This window comes from uncultured Pseudomonas sp. (assembly GCF_913774235.1).
Taxonomy (GTDB): Bacteria; Pseudomonadota; Gammaproteobacteria; order Pseudomonadales; family Pseudomonadaceae; genus Chryseomonas.
On sequence record NZ_CAJYDW010000016.1, the window covers coordinates 187754 to 201109 of the forward strand.

At 69.0% G+C, this 13356-nt stretch carries 12 protein-coding genes; 7 read left to right on the plus strand and 5 right to left on the minus strand.

Going from position 1 to position 13356, the window contains the following annotated elements; genetic code table 11:
• The first annotated feature begins 154 nt into the window (after positions 1-154).
• Genes QZ471_RS16045 through QZ471_RS16055 form a run of 3 tightly spaced genes read left to right on the plus strand, consistent with a single transcriptional unit; the run spans position 155 to position 1956 of the window.
• Positions 155-1129, plus strand: coding sequence for a M23 family metallopeptidase (locus QZ471_RS16045; RefSeq protein WP_295465568.1), 975 nt, complete (start codon positions 155-157; stop codon positions 1127-1129).
• Positions 1110-1469 carry a hypothetical protein gene (locus tag QZ471_RS16050; protein WP_295465569.1) on the plus strand — a complete coding sequence of 120 codons (360 nt, stop codon included), beginning with the start codon at positions 1110-1112 and terminating at the stop codon, positions 1467-1469. Before QZ471_RS16045 ends, QZ471_RS16050 begins: the two co-directional genes overlap by 20 nt.
• 16 nt (positions 1470-1485) lie before the next feature.
• Positions 1486-1956 (plus strand): polymer-forming cytoskeletal protein, encoded by a 471-nt coding sequence (locus QZ471_RS16055; protein WP_295465571.1) that lies wholly within the window; start codon positions 1486-1488, stop codon positions 1954-1956.
• On the opposite strand, the gene rsmB is transcribed toward QZ471_RS16055, so the two are convergent.
• Genes rsmB through def form a run of 3 tightly spaced genes read right to left on the minus strand, consistent with a single transcriptional unit; the run spans position 1940 to position 4749 of the window.
• Positions 1940-3241: a 16S rRNA (cytosine(967)-C(5))-methyltransferase RsmB gene (gene rsmB, locus QZ471_RS16060; RefSeq protein WP_295465573.1), complete on the minus strand. Its 1302-nt coding sequence runs from the start codon at positions 3239-3241 to the stop codon at positions 1940-1942. The two genes, QZ471_RS16055 and rsmB, sit on opposite strands and share 17 nt — an antisense overlap.
• Positions 3238-4182, minus strand: coding sequence for a methionyl-tRNA formyltransferase (gene fmt, locus QZ471_RS16065; protein WP_295465575.1), 945 nt, complete (start codon positions 4180-4182; stop codon positions 3238-3240). The genes rsmB and fmt overlap by 4 nt, the downstream gene beginning before the upstream one ends.
• A gap of 60 nt (positions 4183-4242) precedes the next feature.
• Positions 4243-4749, minus strand: coding sequence for a peptide deformylase (gene def / locus QZ471_RS16070; RefSeq protein WP_007160149.1), 507 nt, complete (start codon positions 4747-4749; stop codon positions 4243-4245).
• Between the two features lie 233 nt (positions 4750-4982).
• On the opposite strand from def, the gene QZ471_RS16075 reads away from it, so the two are divergent.
• From QZ471_RS16075 to QZ471_RS16085, 3 genes are all read left to right on the plus strand, one after another.
• A complete protein-coding gene (locus QZ471_RS16075; RefSeq protein ID WP_295465578.1) occupies positions 4983-6014 on the plus strand; it encodes a LysM peptidoglycan-binding domain-containing protein in 1032 nt (343 codons plus the stop codon).
• A 53-nt stretch (positions 6015-6067) separates the two neighbouring features.
• Complete coding sequence (dprA, locus tag QZ471_RS16080; RefSeq protein ID WP_295465580.1) at positions 6068-7153, plus strand: DNA-processing protein DprA; 1086 nt, start codon at positions 6068-6070, stop codon at positions 7151-7153.
• A gap of 62 nt (positions 7154-7215) precedes the next feature.
• Positions 7216-7770: a Sua5/YciO/YrdC/YwlC family protein gene (locus QZ471_RS16085; protein WP_295465583.1), complete on the plus strand. Its 555-nt coding sequence runs from the start codon at positions 7216-7218 to the stop codon at positions 7768-7770.
• 2 nt (positions 7771-7772) lie between these two features.
• Here the strand turns inward: QZ471_RS16085 and QZ471_RS16090 are convergent, their stop codons facing one another.
• Entirely contained in the window at positions 7773-11159 is a 3387-nt protein-coding gene (locus tag QZ471_RS16090) for a PAS domain S-box protein (RefSeq protein ID WP_295465585.1), read from the minus strand.
• A gap of 168 nt (positions 11160-11327) precedes the next feature.
• A complete protein-coding gene (locus tag QZ471_RS16095) occupies positions 11328-12305 on the minus strand; it encodes an NADPH:quinone reductase (protein WP_295465958.1) in 978 nt (325 codons plus the stop codon).
• 117 nt (positions 12306-12422) lie between these two features.
• Between QZ471_RS16095 and hemF the strand changes: the two genes are divergently transcribed.
• A complete protein-coding gene (gene hemF, locus QZ471_RS16100) occupies positions 12423-13352 on the plus strand; it encodes an oxygen-dependent coproporphyrinogen oxidase (RefSeq protein WP_295465587.1) in 930 nt (309 codons plus the stop codon).
• Positions 13353-13356 lie beyond the last annotated feature (4 nt).

Genomic DNA, 13356 nt, shown 5'->3' on the forward strand with positions numbered 1-13356 from the left:
TGGCGCTGTGGCGGACTGGCGAGCCGGTGTCCAGGTGCCATATGTCCGGTGGACGGTCGAGTTGGTCCGGAATAGGCCATTTCCGGGCAATGTGTGATGGCTTTCACCTTAAGCTATTCGATCTTTCGGCGTTCAGGATGGCCGCAGGATCTCGATGAAACTCTTTTCTTCCTCCAGTCGCAAACTCGTACGCGATGGCGCTTGCGTCGTCGATCCGCAGCGTGCGCTGGGTTCGCGGCTGTTACTGCTGGCAGCGAGCTGTCTGGCGACCTTCGCCCTGGGCTGCTGGTTCGGTGGACGGCTGCCACTGGACGGCCCGGCGGTTGCGCCGGTCGCCCTACCCGCCAGTGCTACCAGCGAGCCCCTGGCCCTGGAGCGGATGGGGACACTGGTCGGCCGGTTGCAATCCCTGGAGGCCGACACCCAGGCCCTGCAGCGCATGCTGGAACAGAACCAGGCCCTGCGCGACCAGGTGACTGCCGTTGATCCCTCGCTGTTGCCCGCCCTGCTCGCGGAGCCCCAGGCCCACCGCGCCCAAGGCGGCGCCTGGCTGCCTCCCCGTTCATGCAATGCCAACGCCGCTAGTGAGGGCCTACCGGTGCGGATGCTGGGCACCAGCGAGCAGGTGGCGCTGTGCCTGCGCCAGCAGCTGGATCTGCTGCTGAGCCGGGTGGCCAGCCGCAATGCCGCGCTGATGGCGGTTCCTTCGCAGCGGCCGGTGGTGCAGGCGCGCCTGGGCTCCCTGTTCGGCAATCGCGTCGATCCGTTCAATGGTCACCTGGCCTTCCACTCCGGCGTCGACTTCGCCGCGCCCACCGGAACCCAGGTGCGGGCCGCTGCGGGCGGCCGGGTCCAGGCTACGGGCGCCTTGGGCGGCTATGGTTATCGGGTGGAGGTCGATCATGGCAATGGCCTGGTCACCCGCTACGCCCACCTGAGTCGCACCTTCGTCAAGGAAGGCCAGGTGGTCACGCCCGGACAGCTCCTCGGCGCCGTCGGCTCCACCGGGCGTTCCACGGGGCCGCACCTGCATTTCGAGATCCTGCGCGAGGGGCAGTTCGTCGATCCCCAACGCTTCCTCGCCCTGGGCCAGCTGGAGCGTGACAGCGATGGCCCGGCGCGCGACTAGTCGTTCGTCGAGCCGGGATCTGCTGCGCGGCGAGGTGCGCCTGGAGCTGGGGCCGCGGCGGCGCCTGCTGGCGCGGCTGGGCCTTGGCCTGCTCTTGCTGCTGCCACTGCTACTGCTGGCCGTCGGCTACCGGCTCCAGTTGGTGCACCAGGCCGAACTGCAGCGGTTACAGGCCGAGAATCAGCGATTGAGCGATAGCCTGGCGCAACAGGCGCTGGATCTGCAGCTGGGCACGGCCACCGAGCGCCAGTTGACCGAGCGCAACGCCGCCTTGCTGGCGCAGATCGAGCGCCTGAGTGCGGAACTGGCCTTCTTCCGCCGCCAGAATCAGAAACCCTAGTCGGAGAGCAGCACGGATGTTCAACAGAAAGAAGGCGGCCCCCCGCCCCGCGGTGAATGGCTTTTCCAGCCTCATCGCCGACAACCTGTCGATCCAGGGTGATCTGGAATTCAGCGAGGGCCTGAAGGTGGATGGCCGGATCCGCGGCAGCGTCAGCTTCAAGGCCGGCACCACCAGCCTGCTGGCGATCAGCGCCAACGGCGTGGTGGAGGGCAACGTGAGCAGCTACGACGCCCTGATCGACGGCACCATCGTCGGCGATCTGCGGGTCGAGCACCTGCTCGAATTGCATTCCAACGCCCGGGTACGGGGCAACATCACCTACCGCCAGCTGAGCATGGAGAATGGCGCGGTGGTGGAGGGTACCCTGCGCCGCCTCGACGAAGAGGCGCCGGTGCTGGAACTGCCCAAGCCGGAAACGCCGACGCAGTTGCCGCAGCAGGAAGCAGATCAGCCGCCTACCGCCGAGACTAGCGAGCGATCTTGATCAGCTTGCAGTAGTAGAAGCCGTCGTGGCCTTCGGGCTGCGGCAGCAACTGGCGGCCATGGGGCTGGGCCAGGCCCCAGGGGGCGGGAATGTCCAGTTCGCGGGCGCCCGGGGTGCGGGCGAGGAAGGCGGCGAGGTTGTCGCTGTTCTCGTCGGGCAGCACCGAACAGGTGGCGTAGACCAGGATGCCGCCCACTTCCAGGGTCGGCCAGAGGGCATCGAGCAATTCGGCCTGCAGCTGCACCAGGGGCGCGATGTCACTGGCCTGGCGGGTCAGCTTGATATCCGGATGACGGCGGATCACCCCGGTGGCGCTGCAGGGGGCGTCCAGCAGGATGCGCTGGAAGGGCATGCCGTCCCACCAGTCGGCCACGGCGCGGCCATCGGCGGCCAGGGTACGGGCGCTGAGCCCCAGCCGGGCGAGATTCTGCTGGACCCGCTCCAGGCGGCCGGCGTCGGCGTCCAGTGCCACCACCTCGGCCAGGCCCGGCTCGCGTTCCAGCAGATGGCAGGTCTTGCCCCCCGGCGCGGCGCAGGCATCCAGCACCCGCTGGCCGGGCGCCAGCTCTAGGAGCTCGGCGGCCAACTGGGCGGCTTCGTCCTGCACGCTGAGACGCCCCGTGGCGAAGCCCGGCAGGGCGGTGACATCCTGGGGCTCAAGCAGGCGGATGCCATCGGCGCTGAAGGCGCAGGGCACGGCCTCGATGCCGGCCGCCGCCAGGTCGTCCAGATAGGCATCGCGACTGCCCTGGCGACGATTGACCCGGAGGATCAGCGGCGGGTGCAGGTTGTTGGCCGTGGCGATGGCTTCCCACTGCTCCGGCCAGCGTGCCTTGAGCGCCTTCTGCAGCCAGCGCGGATGGGCCAGGCGCGCGGCGGGGTCATGCTCCAGGGCCGGCAGCAGGCTGTCGTATTCGCGCTGGGCGCGACGCAGCACGGCATTGAGCAGACCCTTGGCCGAGGATTTCTTCAGTTTGTCGACGCAGCCCACCGTCTCGCCGATGGCGGCATGAGCCGGGATACGGGTGTGGAACAATTGGTAGAGACCGATCAGCAGCAGGGCTTCGAGGTCACGGTCGCTTGCCTTGAACGGCTTCTGCAGCAGCTTCTCTGCCAGCAGCGACAGGCGCGGTTGCCAGCGGGCGGTGCCGAAGGCCAGGTCCTGGGCCAGGGCGCGATCGCGCGGCTCCACCTTGGCCAGTTGCTCGGGCAGGCTGCTGCCCAGCGAGGCACGGCCGGCGAGGACCGCCGCCAGGGCGCGGGTCGCCGCCAGGCGCGGATTCATAGACCCAGCACCTGGCCAGGGGCGAAGCGCTCGCGGCGGGCGTTGTAGAGGTCGGCGAAGCCCAGCGGCTTGCCGCCGGGCAATTGCAGCCGGGTCAGGCGCAGGGCGCCCTCGCCGCAGGCCACCAGCAGGCCATGGCGGTCGGCATCCAGCACCATGCCGGGGATGCCCTGGCCTTCGGCCAGTTCGGCGGACCAAACCTTGAGCGGTTCACCGGCCAGGGCGGTGTGGCACAGCGGCCAGGGGTCAAAGGCGCGGATGCGGCGTTCCAGTTCCGCGGCCGGACGTTCCCAGTCCAGCCGGGCCTCGTCCTTGTTCAGCTTGTGGGCATAGGTGGCCAGGCTGTCGTCCTGCACCTCGCCGGCCAGGCTGCCAGCGGCCAGCCCCGGCAGGGCCTCGACTACGGCGGCGGCGCCCAGGGCGGCCAGGCGATCGTGCAGGCTGCCGCCGGTGTCTTCGGCGGTCAGGGGCGTGGCGACCTTGCTCAACATCGGCCCGGTATCCAGGCCGGCTTCCATGCGCATCACGGTGACCCCGGATTCGGCGTCACCGGCTTCCAGCGCGCGCTGGATGGGCGCCGCGCCGCGCCAGCGCGGCAGCAGCGAGGCATGGCTGTTGATGCAGCCCAGGCGGGGGATGTCCAGCACCGCCTGGGGCAGGATCAGGCCGTAGGCCACCACCACCAGCAGGTCGGGCTCCAGCGCCGCCAGGGTGGCCTGGGCGGCGGGATCGCGCAGGGTCAGCGGCTGCTCGACGGGGATGCCGTGGGCCAGCGCCAGCTGCTTGACCGGACTCATGGCCAGCTTCTGGCCGCGCCCGGCGGGGCGGTCCGGTTGGGTGTAGACGGCGGCGATGGGATAGCCGGCGTCGATCAGCGCCTGCAGGTGCACGGCGGCGAATTCCGGGGTTCCGGCGAAGACGAGGCGAAGGGATCTGGACATGGCGGACCTGGCGGAAAGGGCGAGCGGCGGACGCCGGATGCGCCGTCCGCCAGGACGATATCAGGCCTTGTGGCGCTGCTGCTTTTCGAGCTTCTTCTTGATGCGGTCGCGCTTGAGCGGCGACAGGTAGTCGACGAACAGCTTGCCGTCGAGGTGATCGATCTCGTGCTGGATGCACACCGCCAGGAGGCCGTCGCACTCCAGCTCGAAGGGTTTGCCGTCACGGTCGAGGGCTTTCACCCGGACGCGCTCGGGGCGGCAGACCTTCTCGTAGAAACCGGGAATCGACAGGCAGCCTTCCTGGTACTCGCCCAGTTCCTGGGTGAGCGGCTCGGCCTCGGGATTGATGAAGACCAGCGGCTCGCTCTTGTCTTCGCTGACGTCGATCACCACCAGGCGGCGATGGACGTTGACCTGGGTGGCGGCCAGACCGATGCCGGGCGCTTCGTACATGGTCTCGAACATGTCGTCGATGGTCTGGCGCAGGGCGTCGTCGACCGTGTCGATGGGCTTGGCGACGGTGCGCAGGCGGGGATCGGGAAATTCGAGGATGTCTAGGATCGCCATGGCGTTGAGGGCACTTGTGGAATACAGTCAAGGGGCGCTGCTAAGATGCGGCAGCGTTGCATCCGCCGGGCTCGGGCTGGACCCGGAGGGCGGATGACGTCGGTCGACGGGGCTTTGGCGACTGCGCTGCCCAGTGCCGACGTAAGGTGGCGATCAGGGCACGACAGGGGCGATTCCCCGACGTTTGCGTGAAGACGGTTCTTCAAGGCTCAGAGTGTAAAGGGATTCGGCGCATGAGGAAATCTTTGTTCGCCCTGCTGGTGGTTGCAGCGGGCGCCCTGCAGTCGGCGTATGCAGCTGTCACCCTGCGCCAGGATCATCCGCAAAGCTATACGGTGGTACGCGGCGATACGCTCTGGGACATCTCCGGCAAGTTCCTGAGCAAACCCTGGGAATGGCCCGAGATCTGGCAGGCCAATCCGCAGATCAAGAATCCCCATCTCATCTATCCCGGCGATACCCTGGTACTGAGCTACGTCGATGGCCAGCCGCGCCTGCAGCTCAACCGCGGCGCCTCGCGCGGCACGGTCAAGCTGTCGCCCACGGTGCGCAGCACGCCCATCGCCGAAGCCATCCCGACCATTCCGCTGGAAGCGGTCAACAGCTTCCTGCTGCAGAACCGCGCCTTCGATGCGGCGGAACAGTTCCAGACGGCGCCCTATGTGGTGGCCGGCAACGCCGAGCGCGTGGTGAGTGGCGCTGGCGATCGTATCTATGTGCGCGGCAAGCTGCAGCCGGGGGTCTCGGCCTTCGGTATCTACCGCCAGGGCAAGACCTACGTCGATCCCAAGACCGGCGCCTTCCTCGGCATCAACGGCGACTTCATCGGCAGCGCCGACCTGGTCGCCCAGGAGGGTGACATCAGTACCCTCAAGCTGACGCGTACCAATCAGGAAGTACGCCTCGGCGACCGACTTTTCCCTACCGAAGAGCGGCTGGTGAATTCCACCTTCATGCCCAGCGCCCCGGCGCGGGACATCGCCGGACTGATCCTCGACGTGCCCCGTGGCGTTACCCAGGTCGGCCAGTTCGACGTGGTGACCCTCAACAAGGGTGCCCGCGATGGCCTCACCGAGGGCAACGTGCTGGCGGTGTACAAGACCGGCGAGACGGTGCGTGACCGCATTACCGGCGAATCGGTGAAGATCCCCGACGAACGCGCCGGTCTGCTCATGGTGTTCCGCACCTACGACAAGATCAGCTACGGCCTGATCCTGACCGCCACTCGCCAGCTGGAGCTGATGGACAAGGTGCGCAACCCCTAACGCCACTACCCCGGTCGCCAGGAGGGCGACCGCCGACCTTCAAGGACGATCCCATGGCCAGCCTCTCCCCCGCCGAGCAGGAAGCTCGGCTCCGTCTGCATGCCCTGCCGGAAATCGGCGCCATGCGCCAGCGCCTCCTATTGGACGCCTTCGGCAGCGCCGCCGCGGCTCTCAGCGCCCCGGCATCCGCCTGGCGTGCCCTACGCCTGCCGGCGGTGGCCGCCGACGCCCGGCGCAGTGCCGAAACCCGTGAACGCGCCGCCCGGGCCCTGGCCTGGCTCGAGGCGCCCGACCGCCATCTGCTCTGCCTGGGCACGGAGGCCTATCCGGCCTTGCTCGCCGAAATCGCCGATCCGCCGCCGCTGCTGTTCGTCGAGGGATGTCTCGCCGCACTGGAGCGGCCCCAACTGGCCCTGGTCGGCAGCCGCCAGGCCAGTGCCCAGGGGCTGGACAACGCCCGCCGCTTCGCCCACAGCCTGGCCGCTGCCGGCTTCTGCGTGACCAGCGGCCTGGCGCTGGGCATCGATGGCGCGGCGCACCAGGGTGCCCTGGACGCCGGCGGTTCCACCGTGGCCGTGTTGGGCACCGGCCTGGAGCACCTCTATCCGCGGCGACACCTGAGCCTGGCGCGACGGCTGCTGGCCGGTGGCGGGGCGCTGGTCTCCGAATTGCCGCTGGACTGCACGCCCCAGGCGGCCAACTTTCCCCGACGCAATCGCATCATCAGCGGCCTCAGCCTGGGCACCCTGGTGGTGGAGGCCAGCCCGTCCAGCGGCTCCTTGATCACCGCGCGGCTGGCCGCCGAACAGGGGCGCGAGGTGTTCGCCCTGCCCGGCTCCATCCATCATCCGGGCGCGCGCGGCTGTCATCAGCTGATCCGCGAGGGTGCGCAGCTGGTGGAGAGCGTGGAGCATATCCTCGACGCCCTGCGCGGCTGGCAAGCCCTGCCGTCGACCACGGCACCGGTCCCGGTGGAGGACGATCCCCTGCTGCGCCACCTCGCCGCCGGTCCGTTGAACAGCGAGGAGCTGGCGCAGCTCTGCGGCCAGCCACTGCCCGAGGTGCTGGTGCGCCTGACCGAGTTGGAGCTGGGAGGCCGGGTGGCAGCCTTGCACGGCAGTTGGACACGCCTGAGCTGAGCGGACGACTGGCATCGCGGCCGCGCTCGGGTAGACTTCAGGGATTTGGCGGAGGCAAGGCGATGCACAACAGCTGGCGAGTGCGGCAGGCGGCGCGGATCGTACGCGAGGGGGGCGTGCTGGCCTATCCCACCGAGGCCGTCTGGGGCCTGGGCTGCGATCCCTGGGATCAGGCCGCGGTCCATCGCCTGCTGATGCTCAAGCAACGGCCGCTGGAGAAGGGACTGATCCTGGTCGCCGACAACATCCGTCAATTCGACTTTCTGCTCCATGACCTGCCGGAGGAATCCCTGGCCAAGCTGGCCAGCACCTGGCCGGGGCCGAACACCTGGCTGGTGCCCCATCACAACCGCCTGCCCGGCTGGGTCACCGGGGCCCACGCCACGGTGGCGCTGCGCGTCTCCGAGCATCCGTTGGTAGGCGAACTCTGTGCCCTCACCGGGCCGCTGATCTCTACCTCGGCCAACCCGGCCGGGCGGCCGGCGGCGCGCTCGCGGCTGCGCGTCCAGCAGTACTTTCCGGGTACCCTGGACGGCATCCTCACCGGTGAGCTGGGCGGGCGCAAGAATCCAAGCGTCATCCGCGACCTGGTCACGGGCAAGGTCTTCCGGCCTTAAGGTCAGTCCAGCAGCTGGCGCAGCCGCCGCGCCAGGGCGTCGATCTGGAATGGCTTGGCGAGCGACGGTTCGCCGTTCGGGGTCGGGCGCTCGGCGTGACCGCTGACGAACAGCACTGGCAGTCTGGGCCAGCGCTCGCGTAGCCGGGCCGCCAGTTCGCCGCCATCCAGATCGGGCAGCCCGACATCGGTGATCAGCAGGTCATAGCGCAGGTCACCGTCGACCAGCGACAGCGCCGCCGAGGCGGTGGCCGCCGTGCGCACGCGATAGCCCAGCTCGCTGAGCATTTCCCGCAGTAGCAGCCGCACCGAGACATCGTCTTCCACCAGTAGCAGGCGTTCGCCACGACTCTGGGCGATGGCCGCCTGGGGTTCGTTGGCCGGTGCCTGGGTGGCCGGTTCGGCGCAGGGCAGCCAGAGACTGACGCGGGTGCCGGCACCGGGTGCGCTCTCCAGGCTGACGTGACCGCCCGACTGCTTGATGAAGCCATAGAGCATGGACAGGCCCAGGCCGGTGCCCTGGCCGATGGGCTTGGTGGTGAAGAAGGGATCGAAGGCGCGATCCACCACCTCCGCCGGCATGCCGCTGCCGGTGTCGGCGATGGTCAGGCGTACGTAGTCGCCAGCGGGCAGCTCGTGCTCGGCGGCCAGCTCGTCGAGGTGATCGAGGGCGGTTTCCAGGGCCAGGCGACCGCCTTCGGGCATGGCGTCGCGGGCGTTGATCACCAGATTCAGCAGGGCGTTCTCCAGCTGGTTGGTGTCGGTCCGGGCCGGCGGCAGGTTGGGCGCGAGACTGCTGCGCAGGCTGATGCGCTCGCCCAGGGTGCGCTGGAAGAGTTCTTCAAGGGACAGGATCAGGGCGTTGACGTCCACCGGACGCGGGTCCAGGGTCTGCCGGCGGGCGAAGGCCAGCAGCCGATGGGTCAGGGCCGCGGCGCGGGTGGCGGACTGCTCGGCAGTGTCCAGGTAGCGCTGCAGGTTGTCGTGGCGGCCCTGGTCCAGGCGCCGCCGGAGCAATTCCAGGGAGCCGCTGATACCGGTGAGCAGGTTGTTGAAGTCGTGGGCGATACCGCCGGTGAGATGGCCGATGGCTTCCATCTTCTGCGCCTGACGCAGCGCCGCCTCAGCGTTCTGCAGGGCCAGGGAAGCCTCGTGCTCGGTGGTGATGTCGCGGCCGAAGACGTAGATGCGGCCGTCGTGATCGGCAGTGGCCTTCCACACCATGTGCCGCCAGTGACCGTCACGGGTACGCAGGCGACCGGGCAGGTCGCTGAGCACCTCGCCCTGGCGCAAGGCCGCCAGCCGGGGGAATACCGGCTCATCCTCGGGATGCTCCAGCGCCGTGGGCGGCTGATGACGCAGCTCCTCGTCGTCCCAGCCCAGGGCACGACCCCAGGCCGGGTTGCGACTCAACCAGCGCTGGCCCTGGATCACCCCGAGCAGGTCGTCGGCCACCCGCCACATGCGGTCGCGTTCCACGGTGCGCTCGTGGACCCGCTGTTCCAGCAACTCGGCCAGCCGGCGCAGGCGGTGCTCGGCCATGCGGATCTCGCTGACGTCGGTATGGACGCCCACCCATTCGCGCACCACCCCGCCCTCGCGCACCGGCAGGGCGCGGACACTGAAGGTGCGCCACTGGTCGTCGCGGCAGCGCAGCCGGTGTTCGTCGTGGAAATCCAGCTGCTGCTGCACGGCCAGGCGCCAGCGCCGCAGGGTGCGCGGGGCGTCGTCGGGATGCACGGCGTCGATCCAGCCTTCCTGCTGGTACTGGGCGTAGCTCTGCCCGGTCAGGGTGCTCCAGGCGGGTTGCTCACCCAGCAGGTGGCCATTGGCATTGGTGGTCCAGACCACGCCCTGTACCGCTTCCACGGCGTTGCGGAAGCGCTGGTTGGACAGGTGGAGCGCCGCCTCGGCCTGCTTGCGCTGGGTGAGGTCGACCACCACCAGGCTCACCGACAGCGGCTGGCCGACCTCCGATTGCAGGGGCGAGCCGTGCAGGCTGACCCACACCACCGAACCATCCGGGCGCTCGAAGCGTTGGTCCAGCTTGAAGCTCTCACCGCATTGACGCAGTACGTCGAGGCTGTGTTCGAGGGCGGCACGGTCGTCCGGATGAGTCTGGGCCTGCAGGGTCTGCTCCAGCACCCCGACCTCGTTGCGCCCGAGCAACTCGCAATAGCGCCGGTTGGCCAGCAGCAGCCGGCCGTGGGCGTCGGTCTGGCAGATACCCACGGCCGCCTGGTTGATCAAGCTGGCCAGGCGCGCGCTGTGCTCGCGCAGGGCGTTTTCCGCGTCGACCCGCTGTTGGACGTCGTCGAACAGGGTGACCGAGGCGATCACCTCGCCGCTGGCCGAACGTACAGGCGCGCTGGACACCTCCAGCAGGCGGATGCTGCCGTCCGGGCGGCGATAGCGCATCAACTCGGGCGGCACGGCTTGGCCACTGCGCAGGACGCGCACGGTGGGGTAGTCGTCTACCGCATAGGGCTGGCCGTTGCCGTGCAGGGCTCCCACCGCCTGGTAGCGCTCGTCCAGCGTCTCCCCTTCCGGACATTTGCCGAGCAGCACGCTGACGCGGTCGTTGAGCATCACCGCCTTTTCGCTGCCCGCCTCGGTGATGGAGATACCCAGGGGTGCCTGTTGCAGCACGCTGGCCAGCAGGCCCTGTTCCAGCGACAGGCGTTGCTCGAGCTGGCGGACCTGCTCCTGCTGGCGCTGGCGTTCGAGCAGGGCGGCGAGCAGCAGGGCCAGTTGGTCGAGCAGCAAACGGGTGTCGGCGTCCATCGTGGCGCTGCTCAAGTGCAGGTAGCCTAGCGGTTGCGCCGTCGAGCCGAGGGCGAGCCGCAGCTCACCGGGTGGCGCCTCATTGGCTTCGGCGGCCAGTAAAAGGCGGGCCTGGGGATCGTTGGCCAACTCGCGCAGCGCCTGGGTGGCGCAGAGGCGCAGGGCGGCCAGGTCCGGGGTGCCGCTGAGTCGGCGTGACCACTCGCCCAAGGCCTGCAGGCGCTGCGGCAGATCCCGTTCGGCGCCGCGCCAGGTGGCGAAGCGGCCCCGACTCGGCGGTGCCTGCCAGACGTGCAGCAGCCAGCCCACGGTCACGCTCGCCCGCCGCAGGGGCACCAGGTGCAGGTCGAGGCGGACCAGTTGGCCGTCGCGATGACGCAGGCCCTGGGCCTGACAGCGCTCCAGCAGCGCCAGCCACTGGTCGGCGGGTGGCTCCGGCACCAGTAGGCCGACGATGGCCTCACCGAGCTTGTCCTCGACCGTCCAGCCGAGCAGCCGGGCAACCTCCGGACACCACTGGGCGATCCGACCCTCGGCGGTCAGGGTGATCAGCGCCGTGTCCGTGGCGGTATCGAGCAGGCTGGCGAGGGGGCTGGAAATAGGCATGGCAAGAGCAGCGATCCGGCCGAGGCGTGGCAAGGCGTCGAGTTCGAAGCGACTCGACTGTCCGAGATAGACCGATGTTTACCCCCGACGTGCCGCTTTGCTCGCGGAAACTTAATGGCCGTCACGATTTGCCCGGAATAGGCGTGCCGATGACGGCCGACCGAAGGGTCAGGGCAACAGGATGGTCGAGCCGCTGGTCTCCCGCCCCGACAGCGCCCGGTGCGCCTCCTGCACCTCGGCCAGCGGGTAGCGACGGCCGATGTCCACCTGGATACGGCCATCGGTGATCAGCTCGAACAACTGGTCGGCCATGTCCTGCAGGGCCTCGGGCGAGGCGGCATAGGTCCCCAGGGTTGGCCGGGTGACGTAGAGCGAACCCTTCTGCGACAGGATGCCCAGGTTGACCCCGGTGACCGCGCCGGAGGCATTGCCGAAGCTGACCAGCAGGCCGCGCGGCGCCAGGCAGTCCAGGGACATCTCCCAGGTGTCCTTGCCGACGCCGTCGTAGACCACCGGCACCTTGGCCCCATCGGTCAGCTCGCGGACCCGCGCCGGCACGTCTTCCTTCCGATAGTCGATCACCGCCCAGGCACCCAGGGCCTTAGCCTTCTCCAGCTTCTCCGGCGAGCCGGCGGTGCCGATCAGGCGCACGCCCAGGGCCTTGGCCCACTGGCAGGCCAGGGAGCCGACGCCGCCGGCCGCGGCGTGGAACAGCACGGTGTCGCCGGCCTGCAGTGGATAGGTCTGGCGCAACAGGTACTGTACGGTCAGGCCCTTGAGCATCACCGCAGCACCCTGCTCGAAGGAGACCGCCTCCGGCAGGTGCACCAGATGGCGCTCGGGCAGCACATGGACCTCGCCATAGGCGCCCAGCGGACCGGTAGCGTAGGCCACCCGGTCGCCGGCCTTGAACCGGCTGACGGCGCTGCCCACCGCTTCCACCACTCCGGCCCCCTCGGTACCCAGCCCCGATGGCAAGGACGGCGGCGGATAGAGGCCGCTGCGGTAGTAGGTCTCGATAAAGTTGAGGCCGATGGCGTGGTTACGCACCCGCACCTCGTCGGGACCGGGCGCGGCGGGTTCGAAATCCACGAGTTCGAGTACTTCGGGACCACCGGTGCGGCTGAACTGGATGCGCTGGGCCATGTTGTCGTTTTCCTGGTTGGCGTGGTCCTTCATCCAAGCCGCAACCGCGCGCCGCGTCAACCGGTCGGATACGGGTGTTATGCTCTGCCCTCCCCGCCGTTGTGGAAAATGCTTGCGATGAATCCGTCCCTGGAGGCCGTCAAGGCCTATCTGCTCGACCTGCAGGAGCGCATCTGCGCCGCACTGGAAGCCGAGGATGGCGCCGCGCGTTTCGTCGAAGACGCCTGGACCCGGCCGACCGGCGGTGGTGGCCGCACCCGAGTGATCGCCGAGGGCGCCCTGCTGGAAAAGGGCGGTGTGAACTTCTCCCACGTGCATGGCGACAGCCTGCCCCCTTCCGCCAGCGCCCATCGGCCGGAACTGGCCGGGCGCAGCTTCGAGGCCATGGGCGTGTCCCTGGTCATGCATCCGCGCAATCCGCATATCCCCACCGCCCACGCCAACGTGCGCTTCTTTCTCGCCGAGAAGCCCGGCGAGGCGCCGGTCTGGTGGTTCGGCGGCGGCCTGGACCTAACCCCCTACTACGGCGACGAAGCCGACTGCGTGCACTGGCACCAGGTCTGCCATGACGCCTGCGCGCCCTTCGGCGCTGACGTCTATCCGCGCTACAAGGCCTGGTGCGACCGCTATTTCCACCTCAAGCACCGCGGCGAGCCGCGCGGTATCGGCGGCCTGTTCTTCGACGACCTCAACGACTGGGACTTCGCCACCTGCTTCGCCTTCCAGCGTGCCATCGGCGATGCCTTCGTCGAGGCCTACCTGCCCATCGTCCGGCGCCGTCGCGACCAGCCCTATGGTCAGGCCGAGCGGGAGTTCCAGGCCTATCGTCGCGGGCGCTACGTGGAGTTCAACCTGGTCTATGACCGTGGCACCCTGTTCGGCCTGCAATCCGGCGGGCGTACCGAGTCCATCCTCATGTCGCTGCCGCCCGAGGTGCGCTGGGGCTACGACTGGAAGCCCGCGCCCGGTTCGCCCGAGGCGCGGCTGACCGATTTCTTCCTCACCGACCGCGACTGGCTCGCCCTCGAACCCACGCCCGCAGGATAGTCTC

Bases quoted from the DNA above. Each gene is read 5' to 3' on its own strand.
- QZ471_RS16090 (WP_295465585.1), bottom strand. From the start codon at position 11,159: ATGCCTATTTCCAGCCCCCTCGCCAGCCTGCTCGATACCGCCACGGAC.
- dprA (WP_295465580.1), top strand. From the start codon at position 6,068: ATGGCCAGCCTCTCCCCCGCCGAGCAGGAAGCTCGGCTCCGTCTGCAT.
- def (WP_007160149.1), bottom strand. From the start codon at position 4,749: ATGGCGATCCTAGACATCCTCGAATTTCCCGATCCCCGCCTGCGCACC.
- QZ471_RS16095 (WP_295465958.1), bottom strand. From the start codon at position 12,305: ATGGCCCAGCGCATCCAGTTCAGCCGCACCGGTGGTCCCGAAGTACTC.
- QZ471_RS16055 (WP_295465571.1), top strand. From the start codon at position 1,486: ATGTTCAACAGAAAGAAGGCGGCCCCCCGCCCCGCGGTGAATGGCTTT.
- hemF (WP_295465587.1), top strand. From the start codon at position 12,423: ATGAATCCGTCCCTGGAGGCCGTCAAGGCCTATCTGCTCGACCTGCAG.
- QZ471_RS16085 (WP_295465583.1), top strand. From the start codon at position 7,216: ATGCACAACAGCTGGCGAGTGCGGCAGGCGGCGCGGATCGTACGCGAG.
- QZ471_RS16045 (WP_295465568.1), top strand. From the start codon at position 155: ATGAAACTCTTTTCTTCCTCCAGTCGCAAACTCGTACGCGATGGCGCT.
- QZ471_RS16075 (WP_295465578.1), top strand. From the start codon at position 4,983: ATGAGGAAATCTTTGTTCGCCCTGCTGGTGGTTGCAGCGGGCGCCCTG.
- rsmB (WP_295465573.1), bottom strand. From the start codon at position 3,241: ATGAATCCGCGCCTGGCGGCGACCCGCGCCCTGGCGGCGGTCCTCGCC.
- QZ471_RS16050 (WP_295465569.1), top strand. From the start codon at position 1,110: ATGGCCCGGCGCGCGACTAGTCGTTCGTCGAGCCGGGATCTGCTGCGC.
- fmt (WP_295465575.1), bottom strand. From the start codon at position 4,182: ATGTCCAGATCCCTTCGCCTCGTCTTCGCCGGAACCCCGGAATTCGCC.